Annotated in this window: 15 protein-coding genes and 1 riboswitch; of the genes, 6 read left to right on the top strand and 9 right to left on the bottom strand. The window is 65.1% G+C overall.

The window, feature by feature from the left end; all coding sequences use genetic code 11:
• Window positions 1-220 precede the first annotated feature (220 nt).
• From R2N16_RS09055 to R2N16_RS09040, 4 genes are all read left to right on the top strand, one after another.
• Window positions 221-3,055 carry a xanthine dehydrogenase family protein molybdopterin-binding subunit gene (locus R2N16_RS09055; protein WP_316665295.1) on the top strand — a complete coding sequence of 945 codons (2,835 nt, stop codon included), beginning with the start codon at window positions 221-223 and terminating at the stop codon, window positions 3,053-3,055.
• On the top strand, window positions 3,052-3,609 hold the full coding sequence (locus R2N16_RS09050; RefSeq protein ID WP_316665294.1) for a (2Fe-2S)-binding protein: 558 nt from the start codon (window positions 3,052-3,054) through the stop codon (window positions 3,607-3,609). The genes R2N16_RS09055 and R2N16_RS09050 overlap by 4 nt, the downstream gene beginning before the upstream one ends.
• A 5-nt stretch (window positions 3,610-3,614) precedes the next feature.
• Complete coding sequence (locus R2N16_RS09045; protein WP_316665293.1) at window positions 3,615-4,892, top strand: cytochrome c; 1,278 nt, start codon at window positions 3,615-3,617, stop codon at window positions 4,890-4,892.
• Between the two features lie 115 nt (window positions 4,893-5,007).
• Window positions 5,008-5,084: riboswitch (Fluoride riboswitch) on the top strand.
• 77 nt (window positions 5,085-5,161) lie between these two features.
• Entirely contained in the window at window positions 5,162-6,436 is a 1,275-nt protein-coding gene (locus tag R2N16_RS09040; RefSeq protein ID WP_316665292.1) for a voltage-gated chloride channel family protein, read from the top strand.
• Between the two features lie 82 nt (window positions 6,437-6,518).
• Here the strand turns inward: R2N16_RS09040 and aspA are convergent, their stop codons facing one another.
• From aspA to R2N16_RS09020, 4 genes are all read right to left on the bottom strand, one after another.
• Window positions 6,519-7,934, bottom strand: coding sequence for an aspartate ammonia-lyase (gene aspA, locus R2N16_RS09035; protein ID WP_316665291.1), 1,416 nt, complete (start codon window positions 7,932-7,934; stop codon window positions 6,519-6,521).
• A complete protein-coding gene (gene cuyB, locus R2N16_RS09030) occupies window positions 7,931-9,412 on the bottom strand; it encodes a cysteate racemase (protein WP_316665290.1) in 1,482 nt (493 codons plus the stop codon). Before cuyB ends, aspA begins: the two co-directional genes overlap by 4 nt.
• Window positions 9,409-10,698, bottom strand: a complete 1,290-nt coding sequence (locus tag R2N16_RS09025) for a dicarboxylate/amino acid:cation symporter (RefSeq protein WP_316665289.1) — start codon at window positions 10,696-10,698, stop codon at window positions 9,409-9,411. Before R2N16_RS09025 ends, cuyB begins: the two co-directional genes overlap by 4 nt.
• A gap of 209 nt (window positions 10,699-10,907) precedes the next feature.
• Window positions 10,908-11,807: a LysR substrate-binding domain-containing protein gene (locus tag R2N16_RS09020; RefSeq protein WP_316665288.1), complete on the bottom strand. Its 900-nt coding sequence runs from the start codon at window positions 11,805-11,807 to the stop codon at window positions 10,908-10,910.
• 212 nt (window positions 11,808-12,019) lie between these two features.
• On the opposite strand from R2N16_RS09020, the gene R2N16_RS09015 reads away from it, so the two are divergent.
• A complete protein-coding gene (locus R2N16_RS09015) occupies window positions 12,020-13,324 on the top strand; it encodes an O-acetylhomoserine aminocarboxypropyltransferase/cysteine synthase family protein (protein ID WP_316665287.1) in 1,305 nt (434 codons plus the stop codon).
• A 13-nt stretch (window positions 13,325-13,337) separates the two neighbouring features.
• On the opposite strand, the gene R2N16_RS09010 is transcribed toward R2N16_RS09015, so the two are convergent.
• The 5 genes from R2N16_RS09010 to R2N16_RS08990 form a co-directional block, all read right to left on the bottom strand.
• Window positions 13,338-14,723, bottom strand: a complete 1,386-nt coding sequence (locus tag R2N16_RS09010; RefSeq protein WP_316665286.1) for an amino acid permease — start codon at window positions 14,721-14,723, stop codon at window positions 13,338-13,340.
• 99 nt (window positions 14,724-14,822) lie between these two features.
• Window positions 14,823-15,308, bottom strand: a complete 486-nt coding sequence (locus R2N16_RS09005) for a hypothetical protein (RefSeq protein ID WP_316665285.1) — start codon at window positions 15,306-15,308, stop codon at window positions 14,823-14,825.
• 22 nt (window positions 15,309-15,330) lie between these two features.
• Window positions 15,331-17,283 carry a S8 family serine peptidase gene (locus tag R2N16_RS09000; protein ID WP_316665284.1) on the bottom strand — a complete coding sequence of 651 codons (1,953 nt, stop codon included), beginning with the start codon at window positions 17,281-17,283 and terminating at the stop codon, window positions 15,331-15,333.
• Window positions 17,284-17,576: 293 nt separating this feature from the next.
• Window positions 17,577-18,593, bottom strand: a complete 1,017-nt coding sequence (locus tag R2N16_RS08995) for a helix-turn-helix domain-containing protein (protein ID WP_316665283.1) — start codon at window positions 18,591-18,593, stop codon at window positions 17,577-17,579.
• Window positions 18,594-18,676: 83 nt separating this feature from the next.
• A complete protein-coding gene (locus R2N16_RS08990) occupies window positions 18,677-20,194 on the bottom strand; it encodes a sensor domain-containing diguanylate cyclase (RefSeq protein WP_316665282.1) in 1,518 nt (505 codons plus the stop codon).
• 295 nt (window positions 20,195-20,489) lie between these two features.
• On the opposite strand from R2N16_RS08990, the gene R2N16_RS08985 reads away from it, so the two are divergent.
• Window positions 20,490-20,684, top strand: coding sequence for a hypothetical protein (locus R2N16_RS08985; RefSeq protein WP_316665281.1), 195 nt, complete (start codon window positions 20,490-20,492; stop codon window positions 20,682-20,684).
• The last annotated feature ends 160 nt before the right edge of the window (window positions 20,685-20,844 follow it).

Below are 20,844 nucleotides of genomic sequence, written 5' to 3'. Positions count from 1 at the left end.
CGTGGTGGAACCCGGCTAAAACGAGGGCAGCAATGCTGCGTATGCACAAAAGAATGCCAAGGCAGATAACGCGCGCCAAATAGACGGTATTCGTCACTTCGTCTTGTTATCGATCAAAGCGCGAACCAAAATCGAAAGAGGCGGAGCCGCTTGCAACACCCGCACTTGGTCCCCTTCTCCTTCTCTTTCCCCACATCATCCTCCCGTCGAGGAAGAATTCATGCCGCTTACCCATCCGTCACGCCGCGCTTTCCTGAAAGCGACCGTCGTGGCCGGCGTCTCGGTGTATATCGCACCGCTGGGCGGCCGCGCTTTTGCGGCCCTGTTTGAAGAAAAGATCCTCACTCCCGTCCAATGGGACCCGAAAACCGGCACGCCAAGGTTCCGCATCGACGGCATTGCCAAGGTGACGGGCGACAAGGTCTTCGCGCGTGACATCCGCTCGCGCGACATGCCGCACTGGCCCCAGCAGCAATCGCATGCGTTCATCCTGCGCACCACGCTGGCTGACCGTACGTACGAAGGGTTCGACCTGAGCCTGCTGGGCGATGCGCTGCAGCCCGATCGCGTGGTGACCGCCGACGATCTGGCGCGCGATGGCATCGTCTTCCCCGCCTTCTATGGCGACGATATGCTGCTGCCCACCGGCAAGACGCCTGCATATCTTGGGCATGCCGTTGCCATCCTGGTCTATCACGACTTCGCGCGCTTCCGCTTTGCGAAAGACAAGCTCAAGTTCCAGGACAAGATCATCCGGTACGGCGCGCAGACCGGCCCGCTGGAGCGCGATCCCTGGGGCACCTTCCGCTTTGTGCGCGTGGGCGGCGCAGGCCCGTATGACGACGATGTGTTCTCCAGCCTGAAGAACGCGCCGATCTTCCCGAGCATGATGCGCAAGCACGAGCCCGTGTGGCCCGACGGCGTGGACCACGGCAAGCTCGGCGAGCAGGGCATCTTCTACGCCAACCAGATTGCCGCAGAACTGGACCAACCGCCGGCGGACTGGCTGGTGCTCGAGCGCGAGTACAACACGCAATCGGTCGACACGGCCGCGCTGGAGAGCGACAACGCCAACTGCTGGTACGACGGCGCCACGCAGACGCTGCACATGGTTGTGCCCACGCAAAGTCCGGTGGAAGTGGGCGAGAGCGCGGCCGAGATGGTGGCCCGCGCCCGCGGCGCGTTCCCGGTGAAGCAGGTGATCGTGCACCCGTGCTACACGGTCGGCTACGGCTCGAAAGACCACTACAACTTCCCGTTCTACGGCCTGGTGACGGCGCTGTATGCCGACGGCAAGCCCGTGCGCCTGGCGAATGACCGCTACGAGCAGTTCCAGACCTCCATCAAGCGCCACGCCTTCAAGATGCGGTACCGCATCGCCGTCGACAAGAAGACGGGTCTGTTCCAATCGTTCCAGGGCCACTTCGAGGCCAATGGCGGCGGGCGTGCCAACTTCTCGCCGTCCGTCGCGATGGTGGGCGCGACGGCTGCACAGTCGATCTACTACTTCCCGAAGAACGACCTGACTGGCGTGGCGATTGCCTCGCGCGCCATCGACGCGGGTTCGGCGCGCGGCTACGGCACGCTGCAGAGCATGGCGGCCACCGAAGTGATGGTCGACGAGTTTGCCGAACAATTGAAGCTCGACCCGATCGAGTTCCGCCTGAAGAACGCGCTGCGTTCGGGCATGAAGAACACGCAGGGCGCGATCCCCGCCGGTGCCATCCGCGTGGATGAAGTGCTGCAGGCCGCCAAGGTGCACCCCCTGTGGGTGAACCGCGCAAAGAAGAAGGCCGAGTTTGAAGCCGCACACCCGGGCAAGCGCTACGGCGTGGGTTTTGCCTGCGTGCAGAAGGACTTCGGCACGGGCGCCGAAGCGTCGTTCGCCAAGGTGGAAATCCGCGCCGATGGACAGATCACGCTGCATCACGTGGCGGCGGAAATCGGTACCGGCATGTCGACCTCGCAAGCCGTGGCGGTGGCGCGCTGGCTGGGGCGCCCGGCATCGGAAGTGCGCGTGGCGGTGACCGAGTGGGCGGACTTGCCCGTGGTCACCAGCGGCGACCCGTACCTGATGAGCCAGGCCGAGCAGGACAAGGCATCGGCCAACCCGCGCTGGTCTGCGGCATATGCATCGCCATCCAGCGCGACCAACTCGGCGTACTACTTCACGCACAGCACGCGCGAGGCGGCACGCATCGTCTTCATGCATGGCCTGTGGCCGGCAGCGATGGCGATCTGGAGCCAGGGCATCGGCGGTGGCCAGGCGGCCTCGCTGGTGGTGCGCGTGGAAGATGCGCGCTGGGTGGACGGCAAGCTCTCGGCCGGCGGCCTGGAGGCACTGCCCTACGAGCGGATCGTCAAGAAGGCGCACGAGCTGGGCCTGGTGACGGGTGCGGTGGTACACGTGTTCAACCGCTGGCAATGGACGGAAGCCGATTTCGAGGTCAATGGCGCGGCCACACGCGTGCCGATCGACGGTTTGTCCGTGCGCTACGGCGACGGTGCCGATGCGGCTCGCAAGGCCAGGATGACCACCCCGGGCGGTTACCACGTGCTGGATCGCAAGAAGGTCTACATCGCGCCGACGCAGCGTAACAACGCGTCGGTCACGTACTACAGCGCGGTCGGCACGCTGGTCGAGCTGTCGGTGCACGAAGCGAGCGGCAAGGTCGATCTGTTGTCGCACCACACGATCATGGAGTGCGGCACGCAGATCTCGCCGCAACTCGTGTCGGGGCAATTGCAGGGCGGGCTGGCCATGGGCATCGGCCATGCGCTGCACGAGGCCCTGCCGCTGTACGAAGACGGCCCGGGCAACGGCACGTGGAACTTCAACCGCTACCACCTGCCGCGCGCGAAGGACGTGGCCGTGTGGACGCAGACCGGCACGGTGCTGCCCCCCGTGTCGGAAACCGACCCGCCCAAGGGCATCGCCGAGGTGGTGATGATCCCGGTGGTGGGCGCCATTGTGAACGGCATCGCGCATGCCATCGGACACCGCTTCACCAGCCTGCCAGTGACCGCGGAAAAGATTCAGGAGGTACTGGCATGAGCACGACCATCACGACGAAACCGCTCACCGTGCATATCAATGGCAAGGACGTCGGCCCAACGCAAGTGCCCGAGGGCCTGATGATGATCGACTTTCTGCATGAATATGCGGGCTTGACCGGCTCGAGGCTGGGCTGCGGGCAGGGCGTATGCCGCGCATGCACGGTCATCCTCGACAAGCCGGACGGCACCAGCGAAGAAGTGCGCACCTGCATTACCGGCGCGCATTTCTTCCAGAACAAGAAGGTGCGCACGGTGGAAGGGCATGCCAAGCGCGACGCGCGCGGCGAGGTGGTGTCGCTCACGCTCGTGCAACAGAAGTTCCTGGAGCACTTCAGCTTCCAGTGCGGCTATTGCACGCCGGGTTTCGTCAACGGGGCGACGGTTCTGGTGGAGCGCCTCAAGCGCGAGCCGGTGTCGCGCGACAAGCTTGACGAGACGATTACCGAAGCACTGAACGACCATATCTGCCGCTGCACCGGTTATGTCCGCTACTTCGAGGCCGTGAAGGACGTCGTCCTGAGCACGCCCGGACTCGTCAAGGACAGTAAGTGATGGTCATGGCTGAACTGACCCAATTGGCTCGCAAGGCCCTGCTGCCACTGGTGCCCCTCCTGGCCGCCGCTGCGCTCTCCGCCTGTGGTGACCATGCCGCCGACATCCCGCCTGCCGCTGACCAGCCGCCCCCGGCCAAGCTGACCGGCGCAGACCTCATCAACCGCGGCCGCGCCCTCGTGCGTGCGGCCGATTGCGCGGCCTGCCACACGGCCAAGAACGGTGCACCGTTTGCGGGTGGCGTGGCGCTGGCCTCGCCGTTCGGCACGTTCTACGGCACCAACATCACGCCGGACAAGGCGCACGGCATCGGCAAGTGGAGCGCGGACGATTTCTACAAGGCGCTGCACGATGGCGTCACGCCCGACAAGCACCTGTACCCGGCGATGCCGTACACGTCGTATCGCGGCCTGTCGCGCGGCGATACCGATGCGATGTACGCCTACCTGACGCAGCAGGTGAAGCCTGTGGCCGTCGTCAACCGCGAACATGCGCTGCGCTTTCCGTACAACATCCGCATCGCCATGGCAGGCTGGAACGTGTTCTTCCTGAAGGACGCGCTGCCCGATGCCTCCGTCGGCAATGCGGCGGCGTGGCAGCGTGGCCGGTATCTGGCCAACGCGCTGGGCCACTGCGCCGAGTGCCACAGCCCGCGCGGGTTTGCCGGTCAGCTCGATAGCAGCAAGCCGCTCGCCGGCGCTGCGCTTGGCCGCGTGGTTGCGCCGGACATCACGCCCGCTGGGCTGGCTGCACGCGGCTGGACGCAGGCCGATCTGCAGACGTTCTTTAGCGTGGGCATCGCGCCGCAGGGTTCCGCCTTTGGCGAGATGTACCCGGTGGTCCACCTGAGCACGCAGTACCTCACCCAGGCGGACGTGGGTGCACTGGCAACGTATCTGCTTGGCGACAAGGCCCCAGCGCCGCAACCGCTCAAGCCGGTGGCCGCTACGCCTGAGAATGTCGACCAACTCAAGGCCGGACGCGCGCATTACCTCGCCGTCTGCGCCGGTTGTCATGGCCGCGACGGCGAAGGCAAGCCGCACGTTGCCGTGCCGATGCTGGGCAACGCCACCGTGCGCAATGCCGACGCGCATAACCTGCTTGTCTCGATGCTCGACGGCATTGAAGCGCAGCGCTTCCCGCGCACGGAAGCCATGCAGGAGATGCCCAGCTTCGCGCAGATGAACGATACGGAACTGGCTGCGTTGGCCAATTACCTGCGGACGAGCTTTGGCGGGCAACCTGCCGACATCACCGCAGGCCGCGTGAAGGGTTTGCGGTAGTAAGTGGCCGCCTGAAGTCAGAAAGCCCGCCCGGTGTGATGCCTGGGCGGGCTTCTTTCTGGGTTGCGCGCGATTGTGCCGGGTTGTGACCGTGGCCGCCTTCAGGCAAAATGCACGACCTTGTGGAGATGGCATTCCTCCCTTAACCGCCGGTGATCGGTAACGAAACCGGCTGATGATGCCTACAAGTTCCTGAGAGAAGGGAGTTGTAGGCACGCGCCCATACGACGTTCTGTCGCTCAGGTTTGAGTTCTTCGAATCTGGTCATCATGAAGAAAATGGTCACTCGCTCCGAGCCGCTGCTCATGTTTGGGTATCTGCTGCGCTGGCTCTCGTTGGGATCGCTCGTCGGCATGCTTGCGGGGTTCGGCTCTGCGGTATTGCTGCTGGCGCTCGATTGGGCCACCGACACGCGCAGCGCCCACCCTTGGCTGCTGTGGTTCCTGCCCGTGGCGGGCTTTGGTGTTGGCTTGCTCTACCACTACACGGGACGCTCGGTGGAAGGGGGCAATAACCTGCTCATCGACGAGATCCACGACCCGAAGCGTGTCGTGCCCAAGCGCATGGCGCCGCTCATTCTGATGGGCACCGTTGTCACCCACGTCTTTGGCGGTTCGGCCGGCCGTGAGGGCACGGCGGTCCAGATGGGCGGCAGCTTTGCGGACTACCTGACCCGGCTGTTCGCATTGCCCCCGGCGGACCGGCGCATCTTGCTCATGGCGGGCATCAGCGCCGGTTTCGCATCGGTGTTCGGCACGCCGCTGGCCGGTGCCGTGTTCGGGCTGGAGGTGCTTGCGATCGGGCGTCTGCGCTATGACGCGATCCTGCCATGTTTCATCGCAGCCATTGTGGGTGACCTGGTGCCGCCGCTGCTGGGCGTGCATCACACGCCGTATGCGATTCCTTTTGTGCCGCATCTCACGCCCCTCGCGATTGGCCTGGTGGTGCTGGCCGGCATCGTCTTCGGTCTGGCGGGCATGACGTTCGCGGCGCTGACGCACCGGCTGAGCCGCCTGTTGAAGCATCACATTGCATTTGGCCCGCTGCGCCCCGTGCTGGGCGGCTGCGTGGTCGTGGCTGCGGCCATGGCGCTGGGCACGGACAAGTATCTGGGCCTCGGCATTCCCGTGATCGTGGATGCGTTCCACAACCCGCTGCCGGCCTACGATTTTGCCGGCAAGGCGGCCTTCACCATCGTCACGCTGGCCTCCGGTTTCAAGGGGGGCGAAGTCACGCCGCTGTTCTACATCGGCGCCACGTTGGGTAATGCGCTTGGTTATGTGCTGCCGCTGCCGTTCCCGCTGCTCGCCGGTCTCGGGTTTGTTGCGGTGTTTGCGGGCGCCGCCAATACGCCCATTGCGTCGACCCTGATGGCGATGGAACTCTTTGGCCCCGAAGTCGGCACGTTTGCCGGCATTGCGTGCGTGGTGAGCTATCTCTTCTCAGGCCACACCGGCATCTATCAGGCACAGCGCATCGGTCAGGCGAAGCGCCCAGCCGAAGCAGAGCCGGCGGTGCAGGCTCCGGCTGCCGAGCGCTCTTAGAACCGAGGCCCGAGCTTGGCTTCAAGCGGCGCCTTGCCTCGGGCCCCACTACGGCACGCCGGACCACCTTAATTGCGTTCGATCAAATGGCCCTGACCGCCGCCACTGCACGCGGCTGTGCCAGCATCTCCGGCTGCAGTATCTCGTCCAGTGCCTCGCGGCTGAGCAGGCGCTTGTCCAGCACGAGCTGATACACGCTGGTGCCGCTCGCGAGCGCCTCCTGCGCAATCGCTGTGGCATTCGCATACCCAATATGCGGATTGAGTGCGGTGACGATGCCGATCGAGTGTTCCACATTGGCACGCAAGTGCGCCTCGTTGGCGGTAATGCCGTCGACGCACTTCTCAGCCAGCGTCAGACACCCATTGCGCAGGTGCGCAACGCTCTTGAACAGGCTGTGCGCGATGATGGGCTCGAAGGCATTGAGCTGAAGCTGCCCGGCCTCGGCGGCAAAGGTGATGGTCAGGTCATTGCCGATTACCTCGAAGGCAATCTGATTGACCACTTCCGGAATCACCGGATTCACCTTGCCGGGCATGATGCTCGACCCCGCCTGCATGGGCGGCAGATTGATCTCGCCCAGCCCAGCGCGGGGGCCGCTGGAGAGCAGCCGCAGGTCATTGCAGGTCTTCGATAGTTTGACCGCCGTCCGCTTGAGCACGCCCGAGAGCTGAACGAACGCGCCCACATCCTGCGTGGCCTCCACCAGGTTGTGCGACGTCACCAGCGGAATGCCAGTGATCTGCGCCAAATGCCGGCAAACCGCCGCCGCATAGCTCGGATGCGTGTTGATGCCGGTGCCGATGGCTGTGGCGCCCAGGTTGATCTCGCGCATCAGTGCGGCGGCTTCGGCCAGGCGTTCCTGGTCTTCGCCCAGCATGACGGCATAGGCGCTGAACTCCTGGCCGAGCGTCATCGGCACGGCGTCCTGGAGCTGCGTGCGGCCCATCTTCAGCACACCGCGAAACGCTTCGACCTTGCGCTCGAACGCTTGCCGCAACACGCCCATCGCATCGATCAGGGCCAGCACGCCTTCGTGCGCGGCAATCCGCAGCGCGGTCGGATAGACGTCGTTCGTGCTCTGGCTCAGGTTGACGTGCTCGTTCGGGTGCAGGTGCTGGTAGTCCCCGCGTGCGTGGCCAAGCGACTCCAGCGCCAGGTTGGCGATGACCTCGTTGGCGTTCATGTTGGTGGACGTGCCCGCGCCGCCCTGGATGACGTCGACGACGAAATGCGCGTGCGCCTCGCCCGCCCGCACACGCTCGCATGCGTGCACGATGGCGTTGGCATGGAGGCTGTCCAGCAGCCCCAGCTCGTGATTGGCCAGCGCTGCGGCAGCCTTCACGCTGGCCAATGCCCTGAGCAATTGGGGATACACGGAGATAGGGGTTCCGGTAATCGGAAAGTTCTCCAGCGCGCGCAGCGTGTGCACGCCGTAGTAGGCATCGGTGGGGACCTCGCGGTCGCCGAGCAGGTCGTGTTCGATACGATGGGTCATGTGGTTTGCAGTGAAGCGTTGGAATGCGATGGAGAAGGGTGGGCGAGTGCACGCGTCACGCAGTGCCGGGCCAGGACATCGGTCGGGTCGATCAACGTGACAACGCGGCCTTGCGATGTGGTGACGCTGGCGTGGGGTAGCAGCAGCGGCAGTTCCGTGCAGCCGAGAATCACCACCTCGACGCCGCTTGCGGCCAGCGCGTCGATGGCGGCCAGCAAATCGTCTACGCAGGTGCCCGCGGTGAAGCCCGCCTTCGCGCCCTGCGGGCCGTAGATGGCGCTCATCACGCCGGCTTGCCGCTCGGCGCTGGGCACCACTTGCTCAAGGCCGGCCGCTTCCAGCGCCTTGCGGTAGACGCCGCTGGCCACCGTGCCGGAGGTCGCCAGCAGGCCGACCTTGCGCAAGGCGGGAAACCTGTCGCGAATATGTTCGGCCGTCACGGTCAGCATGTTGACGATCGGGATGCCGAGATACGGCTGGACGCGCTCCACGTACGCATGTGCCGTGTTGCACGGGATGGCGATGATGTCGGCGTCGCCCGCCTCCAGCTTGCGGCACGTGGCGTACAGCGAGATGGTCGGGTCCGGGCCTTCACCAATGAGGTTTTCGGTGCGGTCGGGAATCTGCGGGTTCTGCTCGACCAGCAGCTTGATGTGGTCCTGGTCGCGCGTGGCCGGCGTGTTGCGCACGATCTTCTGCATGAAGTCGACCGTGGCGGCCGGCCCCACGCCACCCACTACGCCCACCTTGAACAGCTTGCCGGGCGCATCGTGCTGCCCTGACACCACATACTGCGCATAGGCCAGGTTGGAATCGACGATGGGCACGTCCAGCGGGCCAAGCTCGCCGAGCACCAGTGCGATCTCGGTCAGCCCCGGCAGGATCAGGTCGGCGCCCTGGGCAACAAGATCGGCGCAGGCTTCGCGCAGCAGCGCAATGGGCCGCCCGCGCAGGTTGCCGCTCTTGATGCCGTCGGGGGCATACACCGCTTCGGTCACGCGGTCGATGCCATTAACGCGCGGGTGGATGACGTCGAACTCCGGTGCGTTGAAGTAGCGCTCGAACAAACGCTTGTTGCGCGTGGTGTCCGAGGCCAATACGCCAATGCGGCGCGCGGCCGGAAACTTGCGCCGCACGTGGCTGCGCAACCCGGCCATCATGTCGATGATGGGTAACGGTGAATTGGCGCTCAGTTCATCAATGAAGGTGTGGCTCAAGAAGCAAGGCAGCACCACCGCCCCGATGCCGCGACGCTGGAAATCGCGAATCAGATCGAAGATGTAGAGCTTGCGCTCCGTGGTGGCTGCCGTCGTGTGGCCTGCCTGATAAAACGGATGCTGCTCGAACGCGATGTCGAGGTGCTCCGCATCGGTGCTGGCGGGGGTGGACTGGATCAGCTTGAAGAACACGTCTGCGCTGGCCAGCGCCCCCAGGCCGCCAATCACGCCGAGCGAGCGACGGGTGTGCGGGGTTGTCATTTTGCTTCGCCCGAAATACCGGAAAGGCCGTCGAAACCTTGCGTCTGCTCACGCGCGGCGCGGCGTGTTTCCCACTTGGCGATGGCCGTGGTGGCGATGCTGTTACCGACCACGTTGGTGGCAGTGCGGCCCATGTCCAGAATCTGGTCGATGGCCAGGATCAGCACCACGCCCGAGGGCGGCAGATGGAACATCGGCGCCACCGCTGCCACCACCACCACCGAGCCACGCGCCACACCGGCCATGCCCTTGCTGCTGACCATCAGCACCAGCAGCATCAGGATCTGCTGCGACAGCGGCATCTCGACGCCAAACGCCTGCGCGATGAAGAGCGCCGCAAACGCCTGGTACATCATGGAACCATCGAGGTTGAACGCGTAGCCCAGCGGCAGCGTGAAACCCACCACCTTCTTGTCAACGCCAAAGGCTTCGAGCTTTTCGGTCAGGCGCGGGTAGGCCGCTTCGCTGCTGGCGGTCGAGAACGCTAGCATGGCGGGCTCGCGAATCGTCTTGAGCAGCGCCCACGTCTGGCGGCCCAGGAAGAGGTGGCCGATACCGATCAGGATGGCCAGCAGCAGCGCCAGCCCCAGGTAGAAACTGCCGACCAGCTTGCCGTACGTTGTCAACACATCGAGCCCATGCAGCGTAATGGCCGAGGCAATGGCACCGAACACGCCGATGGGCGCCAGCGCCATGACGTAGTCGGTCAGTTTGAGCATGGCGGGCACGAGCGCATCGATGGTGCGCGACAGCGGCGCGACACGTTCGTCGCCCTTGAGCACCCCCAGCACCACACCAAATAACACCGAGAACACCAGGATCTGCAGGATGTCGTTGCGTGCCATGGCATCCAGCACGCTGGTGGGGAATGCGTGGGTGATGAAGTCTTTGAAGTTCAGGCCGGCGGTGTTCAGGCCGGTGGCAACGTCAGCTGCATTGGGCGTCATGTTCAGCCCCGCGCCCGGCTGCAGCACGTTGGCGAGCACCAGCCCGAGCGCTAGCGAGATCAGCGACGCGCAAACGAACCACGCGACCGAACGCAGGCCGATGCGGCGCACGGCCTGCGTGCCGTCCATGCCGGCCAGACCCGAGACGAGCGTGGCGAATACCAGCGGCGCAATGATCATCTTGATCAGCCGCAGGAAGATGTCCGTGATGATGGAGAAATAGCCGGCGATGGCTTTGGCGGCATTGGCGTCGGGGGCGAGCCTGTGGCACGCATAGCCGACGGCGATGCCCAGCAGCATGCCTGCCAGGATGGTTGCGGTAAGGCGATTCTTTTTCATGGTGCTCCGTCCAGTGAGGTCTCTTGCCGGAATCGGAGAACACCGAATCCGTGGCCTTTCGCATGACGCCGGCCGGCGATTGCGGCTCGGCTTGCATTGCGTGGACGGAGTGTAGGAACGGCAGCCCGCGCCGTGATGCGACTCCCGCACGGGCTCATGCGGATGCCGCATAGTTCGGGTAAACGAGCAAGCTGCCCGCCTTGGCAGGCTCAGGGCAGGCTGAGATGGCGCCAGAGTTTTTCGAGCAGCTCGTTGCGTGTGTATTGGTTGCGGTACACGCGCAGGTCCAGATCGAGCGACCACGTCGGCCCGCCGGCCGGCACCAGGACGCCGGCGGCCAGTTCCGCTTCAATTGAACTCTTCGGCAGCCAGGCGATGCCTTCGCCCGCAAGCAGCATCTTCTTGAGCACCTCGGCCATGTCGGATTCGTAGTCGAGCCGCAGGAAGGGCTGCGCTTCGGCCTGGCTCAGCAGCAGCGCCAGGCAACGGCCGAAGTAGCTGGTGGGGGTGTAAGAGATCAGCGGCACGGGCCGGTTGGCCGTGCCGGGCAGGCGATGCATCGGCCCAAGGCGCGCGTTGGGCTTGCTGACCGGCATGAAGGTGTCGCGCCCGACCGTCAGGCTGGGGTATTTGATCGGGTCCAGATGCAGGGGCAGGTTGGGGTGGTCGTACGCGAACATCAGGTCGCACGTGCCGTTGACGAGCGTGAGTACCGAGTCGTGCACGTTGCCCGGAATGACGCGCGCCCGCAGGTTGCCGATCTGCTTGCCAACCGCCGTGAACCACGTTGGCAGGAAGTTGAGCGAGATCGTGTGGCCGGCTGCAATCTGCAGCCCTGGCCCCGGCATGCGGTGTTCGGAACGGATGATGGCGCGCGTGTCGATCAGCTTGCTCAGCACGTCATCCGCCGCTTCTTCAAACAGGCGGCCTGCCGCTGTCAACGTGGGCGGATACGTGCTGCGATCCACCAGCTCGGCGCCCACCCACTGCTCTAGCGCCTGGATGCGCCGGCTGAAGCCGGACTGGGTGACGTTGCGAATCTCCGCCGCCCGCGAAAAGCTCTGGTGCTGTGTGAGGGCAATAAAGTCCTCGATCCATTTGACTTCCATGTCCCTCTCCGGTGCGGTGCGTTCGATAGGGTGGAGGCTATCCGCTCGGTTCACGCCAGATGGCCCCTGTTTACCCTAGGTATGCGAGATCCGCATGACCGCATGCGGCATCCGCATTCCGTCGTTTCGCGCATAACCAAAGGCAAAAACGGTCGTTCCCCCGCCGAAGGCCTGCCCATATGCTCGCCGGACCAACCTTCCGGAGACGCACCATGACGCAGCCGTCCTTGAGCACTACCCCTGCCTGGAAACTCGACACCGTGGCTGTCCACGGCGGCTACAGTGCCGACCCAACCACCCGCGCGGTGGCGGTGCCGATCTACCAGACCGTTGCGTTTGCGTTTGACGACACCCAGCACGGCGCCGATCTGTTCGACCTGAAAGTGCCGGGCAACATCTACTCGCGCATCATGAACCCGACCAACGATGTGCTGGAGAAGCGCATTGCCGCGCTCGAAGGCGGCATCGGCGCGCTGGCGCTGGCGTCGGGGCAGGCGGCCGTGACGTATGCGATCCAGACCATTGCGGAGGCGGGCGACAACATCGTCTCGGCCAGCACGCTATACGGCGGCACCTACAACCTGTTCGCGCACACGCTGCCGCTGTCGGGCATCACCACGCGCTTTGCGGATCCGCGCGACCCCGCATCGTTCGAAGCGCTGATCGACGACCGCACCAAGGCCATCTTTGCCGAGACGGTCGGCAACCCGCTGGGCAACGTCACCGACATTGCCGCGCTGGCCGAGATCGCGCATCGCCACGGCGTGCCGCTCATCGTCGACAACACCGTGCCGACGCCGTATCTGACGCGGCCCTTCGAGCACGGCGCCGACATCGTTGTGCATTCGCTGACGAAGTATCTGGGCGGCCACGGCACGAGCCTGGGCGGAGCGATTGTCGATTCGGGCAAGTTTCCGTGGGCCAAGCACAAGGCGCGCTTCAAGCGTTTGAACGAGCCGGACGTGAGCTACCACGGCGTCGTCTACACGGAAGCGCTGGGCGACGCTGCGTATATCGGCCGCGCTCGCGTGGTGCCGCTGCGCAATACCGGCGCGGCGCTGTCGCCGTTCAACGCGTTCCTGATCCTGCAGGGCATCGAGACGCTGGGCTTGCGCATCGACCGCATCACGCAGAATGCCGCGCACATCGCACGGCATCTGCGGGGCCACGCCAAAGTGGAGTGGGTCAACCACGCCAGCCTGGACGACCACCCCGATCACGCACACGTGAGGAAGTACCTCTCAGGCAAGGCGCCAGGGTTGCTCACGTTTGGCGTGAAGGGCGGCTTTGCCGCCGGGGCGCGCTTTCAGGACGCGCTGCAGTTGTTCACGCGGCTGGTGAACATTGGCGATGCGAAGTCGCTGGCCACGCATCCGGCATCGACCACGCATCGGCAGCTCTCGGAAGCCGAACTTGCCAAGGCGGGCGTGCGGCAGGAGACGATCCGGCTATCCATCGGCATCGAGCATATCGATGACCTGCTGGCCGATCTGGACCAGGCATTGGCGCGCGCCTGATCCTGGTGCGCGGTCAGGCGTTCACTGCCGGGCCGCGCACCCACCGGAACACCACCGCCATCGCCACCAGGAAGGGGACACCCACCACCAGCGTCATCCGGAAATCGGGCATCCACGCCGTGCTCACGATGATGGCCGCCATGGCAATCGCGCCAAGCGTGGTCAGCACCGGAAAGCCCCACATACGAAAGCGCAGGGTGCGGCCTTCGCGCTGCGCCGCACGCCGGAAGCGCAAGTGCGTGACAAAGATGACGAACCACGTAAACAGCGCGCCGAACATCGCCAGCGACATCATCAGCAGGAACGAGTGCCCCGGCAGCACCACGCTCAGTACGGCGGCCAATGCCGCGCCGGAGCTGGACACCGCCAGTGCGCGCAGCGGCACGCCGCGTTCGTTTACCGCGCCCAGCGCCTTGGGCGCCTGCCCGCCGCGCGCGAGGCTGAACAGCATGCGCGTCGACACATACAGCTGCGCGTTCATCGACGACAGTGCCGCCGTGAGCACCACGAAGTTCATCACGCCCGCACCCCCGGCAATGCCGAGGATTTCCATCACCCGCACGAAGGGGCTTTTGCCCGTGCCGGCCTGCTGCCACGGCACGACGGCCAGCATCAGCGCGAGCGTGCAGAGGTAGAAGAACACCAGCCGGAACAGCGTGGAGCGGAATGCGCTGGTGGCGGCAGCTTCGGGCTCGCGTGCCTCGCCCGCGGCCACGGCGATCAGCTCGATACCGAAGAAGCTGAAGATGCTGACCACCGCACCGAACCACACGCCATTCCAGCCGTGCGGCAGAAAGCCACCCGCGCTCACGTAGTTGTGAAAACCGATCGGGCCACCATCGGGCGCGCGATGGATGGCGTAGCTTGCCACCGCCAGAAACGCGACGATGGCGACCACCTTGATCATCGAGCACCAGTATTCGGCCACGCCAAACACCTCGACGCTGCTGGCGTTGATCCACACCAGCACGGCCGAGAACCCCATGATCCACACCCACGCCGGCACCCCCGGAAACCAGTACCCCATGTACACCGCCACCGCCGTCACTTCTGCGCCGATCACGAAGACGACGGCCGCCCAGTACGCATAACGCACCAGGAAGCCGGCGAGCGGGCTTACGTAGTGCTCGGCATATGCGCCGAAAGAACCGGTGGTCGGGTGGGCCACCACCATATCGGCCAGGCAGCCCATCAGCAGCAGCGCAATTGCAGCCCCGATGGCATAGCTGGCGATGACACCCGGGCCGGCCAACTGAATGGCCGCGCCGCTGCCCAGGAACAAGCCGGTGCCGATCGCACTGCCGATGGCGATCATGGTGAGTTGCGCAGAAGAGAGGCGGTGCTGCAGGCCGCCTTCGCGTGCGGCCAGCGCTTCGAAGCTGCCGGTGGCCTTGGTCATGGTGGTGTCCTGGCTTGGGAAAAGGCCGGGATGATACGCCCTCCACGCAAAACGCCCTGCGCGAAGGCAGGGCGTTTTGCGTGGTGGGGCGGCAGTGGATCAGCGTGCCACGGGCTTGGCGTACTGGATCGGAACGTCCACCCGTGCCTGCGGCAGCGTCTTCTTGAGCAGCGCACGCGCATTCACGGCATCCTGGAACGACGCAAAGCGCAGTGTGCTGATGTTCAGGTGGCCGTAATACTCCGCCGACACTGGTGTGACCGTCAGCCCTGCCGCCGCCTGACGCACGCTGTCAACCGACACCTGCGAGACGACCACCTCGTTGCGGCTCTCGCCCACCACGCCGCGCTCATTGGCCACCTGCGTCACGGCAGCGGATGCAGCGCCCGCTGCCCTGGTGCGTGTGCCGCTGGAGAGCACCTTGAACGACTGCGATTCGATCTGCACCGTCGGCGCGCTCGCGTATCGCGCCAGTTCCTGCGTGCTCAGGTGCTTGCCGACCGTCAGGTCAGCCGCCTGGCACGCCGAGCCCATCGAAAGGAGCGCCGCTAGCGCGACGGTCTTCATAAACGTTGTATTGATCATGTTGAATGTTCTCCGAACGGGCTCACTTGGCGGCAATCACGCGGTATTCCACGGCCAGCGGCGTGGCCAGGGTCACGGTATGGGTGCCGCCTTGCGGCTGGTACGTCGAGCAGGCATTGGTCGGTACGCCGCTTACGGCGTAGACCTCCCACGTGCCCCCTGCGTTCTCGCCGTAGAACGCGTAGCTGCCAAGGCCGTACTTGTTCACGGTATCCACGCCGTTGTTGTAATAGCCGTTGTACGGCAGGGACAACGCGGACACCGTGCCCGAGGGCGATTTCACAAAGAAGCCGATGCTACCGACGCACACCGAGCCCGACACGCGCAGTTGCAGGGCGTCGACCTTGTCGGTGCCCGACACACTGAACTGGCCAAGCTTCTGCACCGCGCCGTAGTTCAACTGGTTGACGTTGGCAAAGGCGGCGGTGAAATCCGGCACCGACAGGCTGGCCGGCTTGTAGACGGTGGTGGCCTTGGCCATCTTCACGGCGGCCGATGCGTCGACCAGCCCGAAGCCGTACCACGTGGAATACGCATAGCCGGCGGCGTTGGTCTGCCAGCCGTAGTCCAGGCGTGCGGTGGTGGCGCCATCAACCAGGGTGGCACTCGTGTCAGCCGTGGCCGTGTTGCTGGTCAGGTCGATCTTGGCGTTGCGGCCTTCACGGCTGCCGTAGTCGGCGTCAACCTTGCGGGCCGTGGCGCGCAGGATCTCGCGTACATCGCGCCACGTCAGGTTCGGGTTGGCCGCCAGCATCAGCGCGACCACGCCCGACAGCGTGGGCGTGGCTGCCGACGTGCCGTTCATACTGGAGTAGTCGCACTTCGCGTTGTCTTTGGCATTGGTTTCCGAGCCGCCGATCGCGAAATCGTTGGTGTCGCTGACACCATTGCGGCTATAGCCGCGTGCGCAGCCGGACAGGTCGGTCGAGAAGATCATCGGCCCGCTGCCCACTTCGCCGTATTTGCCGCCGTTGCCGAACTCGCCGCCCAGGCCGGTGACCCAGTTGACTGCGCCCGCGTTGGAGTAGCTGGACTTGATGCCCTTCGCGTTGGCCGCGCCGACCACGATCACGCCCGGCTCCAGCGCTTCGGGGTCGTTTGCGGGGTTTTCGCAGCCGATCATGCCGGGGGTGCCACCCACGGTCGGGCACGTGCGCGGCGGCACGCCGATGCCGTCGTTGATGGACTCGTATTCATTGCCCGACGCCTTGAGCATGACGAGCCCGCGCCCGCCGCGCAAGTTCGGGAATGCGCGCACCGCTGCCTGTGTGGACGTGGAGGTGTCGTACTCCAGCGGAGACGGAGGGTTCGCGCCGTACGACGCATTGATGATGTGACCGTTCTTCGACCAGTCCGCGCCGCCGTAGGCCGCGGTCGTGTCCGGATTGGCCGCACCGATGTAGCGCGCCCCGCCCAGCGTCGCGCGCGGCGCGATCCCCATCACGCCCTTGCCGTTCTGCGCCGCGGCGATGATGCCGGCCACGTTGGTGCCATGCGCGTCATTGATGTTTGCGGGAATGTCTTCCGGTGTCGGATCGTTCGAGCCATCGTCGAAGTTGTGCGTCATGTTCGAGTTGGCATTGGCGAACAGGTCTTCGTTGTGCACGTCGATGCCGTCGTCCAGCACGAGCACGTTCACGCCCTGGCCTTTGATGCCGGCCTTGTGCGCGTCCTCTACGTCGATGTCGGTCGTGCCGTTGGCCACGAGACCGAATGCCGCAAAGAAACTCGTCGCCTGCTTGAGTGCCCATTGGTAGGCATACAGCGGCTCGGTGCTGCCCGTCTGGCAGGCGTACTTTGCGTCGACGCCGGTTTCCGCGCAGGTGGATGCGGGCGGCGTATTGCCCCCGGTATTGCCACCGGTGTTGCCGGCGTTGCTTGCCGTGGTGCTTCCCGAGTCACCACCACCGCACGCGGCCAAGGCCAAGGTGGCGAACAGCGTCAGGGCAAGCGTTTTTCCCGTTATGTCTTTCACGAGACCCCCGTTTTGTCGTTGTGTGTTGTGCAAAGCGCGGAATGTCCGCACCGCTTTGACCTGTTCGACGAAGAGAGAGCACGTCGCTCGTGCCCGCCGCGAGCGCATGGGCACTCGTCAGGTCGGGCCGGATGCTCGCACGCACGCCGGCTGGGATTCAACGAAGAAAGCGGCTGCTGCCGCCAACCGGTTCGGCCGTCGCGCGAACCTGTCAACGCGTCTCAGGCCGGGGGCGGCAAGGCGTGGGAGGTGGGAGGGGAAAGTGAGTGCGGGGGGAGGGCGCCGCACGCGCCTCAGCGCATCTGTATGACCCAGGTGCGCCAGTCCTTGTGCTGCACGAAGGGCATGGCAGCGGCGCGGCCTTCGACGGCCAGCATGCGTGTCTCACGCGGCGACATGCCCGACGCGCGGCGGTACGCACGTGCAAAGTTCGATGCGTCGGAAAAGCCGTAGGTCTGCGCGATTTCCGCCACCGAGCGGTGCGTCTGCGACCGGTCGGCCAGGATCGCGTGGCATTGCCGCAGCCGCTGCAGGCGCAGGTGGTTGAAAAAGCCGCCTTCGCGCTCGAACAGCCGGTACAGCGTGGCGCGTGAGATGCCGAACTGCACGGCGACGCCTTCGGGCGACAGCGTGAGATCGGACAGGTTGTGCTGCACGTGCCTGCAGATCGATGCAAACAGGCTTTCCTTCACGGCAGGCGCGTTGGCTTCGGTCACCTGGCAGTTGATGGCCGCCGCGGCCAGTTGCAGCGTGCCCGGAATGACGGCCTGCGCCTCGGCATCGGTCAGCTTTCCGACGGAGTGGTAGAGCGAGCACAGGTGATCGCGCAGCAGCCCGACCATCGGCGCATCGCCGCGCAACACGCGCATGCTGAGTTCGTCCGGTGCGCGCAGCAACGGCGCCAGCAGGCGCCGTGGCACGGCCAGGCTGAGGAAGCGGCTGTCGGTCGTGCTTGTGGCGAGCGGCTGCGCCGCGTCGACGATGAACAGATCGCCGGGGCGCGTGGCGGTGCCGCTGGCGCCGTCACGCTGTCCGCAACTGCCTTCCAGGTAGTACTGGAGCACGTAGACATCCATGCCGTCGCGGCCCAGCTTAGAGCGGGACCGATCATAGTGCTGGGCTTGCGCGCTGATCATGCCCATCCCCGACTCGCCGCACAGATAAGCGTCGACGCTGGCCTGAAAGCCATGCGATTGGGGCGCGGCGGAGCGCGTGTCGAACAGCACGTTGATGGCGTCCCGCCACGCCGCGAATTGATGCTCGCGCGGTAGCGCCGACGTATCGAAGTGGGAATGCGGAGGTTTGCTCACGGCGGTTTCCTGAAAGCCCACGGCATTTTGCACAAGCGGCGGCCGATGATGGCATGCCCCCAAAGGAGGGGGCGGGCGTCGGTCTAGACAACCGCCAGCTTGGGCCGCTCGTGCCGCGGGATGACGACGTTGCGGCCGGCAGCCTTGGCTTCATACAGTCGCCCGTCGGCCAGTCGAACGATATCTTCCAGCGTGTCGTCCTCGGCGGCAACGCCCGAATGCACGGCCACCCCGATGCTCACCGTCAGCTTGCCGTACGCGCTTCCTGCGTTGGGCTCGTCAGCGGCCAGAACGGCGGCGCGAATGTTTTCTGCCACGCGCACGGCGCCGCTGAGGTCCGTATTCGGCAGCACCGCGCAGAACTCTTCGCCGCCGTAGCGGCCGGCAAAATCGCCGGGGCGCTTGATGCTGTCGTTCAGGCAGCGCGCCACGGTGCGCAGTGCGGTGTCGCCGGCGGCATGGCCGTAGCGGTCGTTGTAGCGCTTGAAGTCGTCCACGTCGATCATCAGCACCGCCATCGGCGTGTGATGCCGATTGGCGCGGCGCCATTCCGCGTCCAGCGCGGAGTCCAGCGCGCGGCGCGTGCCGAGCCCGGTCAGGCTGTCGGTATTGGCCAGCAGTTGAAGCTGCCGTTCCATCTCCAGCCGCTTGCGCAGTTGCCCGGCAAACAAGAACGACAGCCCCATGAACACCGCGTCGAGCACCAGCACGATGCCGCCGATCACCCACGCGCGCTGCCACCACTCGGCGTAGATGTCTTCGGTGGCCAGGCCTACGCTGACGATCAGCGGGTGATCGCCGATATGGCGGAAGCTGAAGAGGCGCTCAATACCGTCAATAGCGGCGATGTCCACATAGGAACCTTCCGGCGCGAGCAGGCGCTTCTGAAAGGCGGTGGCATCGGCCAGACTGCGGCCGATGATTTTTTCGCTGTACGGGCGCCGCATGAGCAGCGTGCCGTCGGTGCGCACGAGTGTCACAGCGGCATGCGGGCCGAGGTTGATGCCGTCGAACAGCCGACGGAAGTAGTTCAGGCGCAGCGTGCCGACCACGATGCCGTTGAATTCGCCGTGCGGGCCGTTCAGGCGCCGGCTGAGTCCGAGTGACTTTTCCAGGCCGGTCACGCGCGGGGTAAATGGCTCGCTGATATACAGCCCGACGTCCGCGGAGCCCTGGTGCACCTGGAAGTAGTCGCGGTCGCCCAGGTGGATATGCCGCGGCGGCACCGAATGTGAATCGATGACCACGTCGCCGGCCTGGTTGGTGACCAGCAGGGAGCCCAGGTCCTGCGCGTTGGTCGACCGGTCGAACAGCACGAGCTGGCGAACGGCGGGCGGCAGCGCCAGCATGGCGGGATCCCGCACGCCGTCGATCACGGCCTGCAGCGACAGGTCATACACCTCGATGTTCCGGGCGATGTCGCGCTGCAGGATCAGCGAGAGGTTGTCGGCAGCATCGCGTGCGCGGGCCAGCGCGTCCGTGCGCATTTCCCACAGTGACAGGGCGGTGAGGGCGGCCAGCACCAGCGACAGCACCGAAGCGCCGATGATCAGCAGAGAGGGCCGCCGCAGGAATGCACCGGTGGCGCGCTGTAAAGGCATGCGCAGAATTGTGAAAATATTGAAAACGATAGCTTCGATTGTGTACCGAACTCCACCTTCCTACGCAATACTATCTAGGACGTTTTCGGGAAAGAAAACGTTTGCGAGCGCGGCGCTTCTCCCGTTTGCCCACTGCCTGAGGGGGGGCGCTGGCGCACCGCTTGCTGAGCATCGGCTGAGTGCCGCACCCGTGGCGCCGAGCACGCCGCCCGCCCGACATATGCCCACGCCGTCCTCCATGTCATCCTGTTAGGTCGGCTTTGCCTATTCTGGGTAAGCATCCTTGGAGAACGTCATGCCAAAGCCAGACGATCGCGCCTCGCCCACCCCAGCGCCCGCCAACCCGCATCCTCCCGTGGCCGATACGCACGAGGAAGCCCGGCTCGACGAGGGGATTGAGGAAACCTTTCCCGCCAGCGACCCGGTTTCTGTCGATGCCGGCAAACCCCATGTGCCGCCCAAGGCGCCGGGGAGTGCGCCCAAACCGTAAAATACGGAATGCGTGTCAACGAATCGGTCGCTTCAACCGTATTACGTAGGCCGCAAACAACGTGCGAATCCAGCACACGCGCCGTTTGAAGCGCGGGTCGAGAGAACACCGGCGCGTGCAACAAGCCCGCGCGGGTAGGTCAGGGGTCAATCAATAAGTC

Source organism: Ralstonia psammae, assembly GCF_958405935.1.
GTDB lineage: Bacteria > Pseudomonadota > Gammaproteobacteria > Burkholderiales > Burkholderiaceae > Ralstonia > Ralstonia psammae.
Note: the sequence above shows the minus strand (reverse complement) of the source record. Positions and strands in the feature narration are given on the sequence as shown.

Coding starts and splice junctions, on each gene's coding strand:
- R2N16_RS09020 (WP_316665288.1), bottom strand. CDS start 11,807: ATGGAAGTCAAATGGATCGAGGACTTTATTGCCCTCACACAGCACCAG.
- R2N16_RS09050 (WP_316665294.1), top strand. CDS start 3,052: ATGAGCACGACCATCACGACGAAACCGCTCACCGTGCATATCAATGGC.
- cuyB (WP_316665290.1), bottom strand. CDS start 9,412: ATGACAACCCCGCACACCCGTCGCTCGCTCGGCGTGATTGGCGGCCTG.
- R2N16_RS09055 (WP_316665295.1), top strand. CDS start 221: ATGCCGCTTACCCATCCGTCACGCCGCGCTTTCCTGAAAGCGACCGTC.
- R2N16_RS09040 (WP_316665292.1), top strand. CDS start 5,162: ATGAAGAAAATGGTCACTCGCTCCGAGCCGCTGCTCATGTTTGGGTAT.
- R2N16_RS09010 (WP_316665286.1), bottom strand. CDS start 14,723: ATGACCAAGGCCACCGGCAGCTTCGAAGCGCTGGCCGCACGCGAAGGC.
- aspA (WP_316665291.1), bottom strand. CDS start 7,934: ATGACCCATCGTATCGAACACGACCTGCTCGGCGACCGCGAGGTCCCC.
- R2N16_RS08985 (WP_316665281.1), top strand. CDS start 20,490: ATGCCAAAGCCAGACGATCGCGCCTCGCCCACCCCAGCGCCCGCCAAC.
- R2N16_RS08990 (WP_316665282.1), bottom strand. CDS start 20,194: ATGCCTTTACAGCGCGCCACCGGTGCATTCCTGCGGCGGCCCTCTCTG.
- R2N16_RS09005 (WP_316665285.1), bottom strand. CDS start 15,308: ATGATCAATACAACGTTTATGAAGACCGTCGCGCTAGCGGCGCTCCTT.
- R2N16_RS09045 (WP_316665293.1), top strand. CDS start 3,615: ATGGCTGAACTGACCCAATTGGCTCGCAAGGCCCTGCTGCCACTGGTG.
- R2N16_RS09025 (WP_316665289.1), bottom strand. CDS start 10,698: ATGAAAAAGAATCGCCTTACCGCAACCATCCTGGCAGGCATGCTGCTG.
- R2N16_RS09015 (WP_316665287.1), top strand. CDS start 12,020: ATGACGCAGCCGTCCTTGAGCACTACCCCTGCCTGGAAACTCGACACC.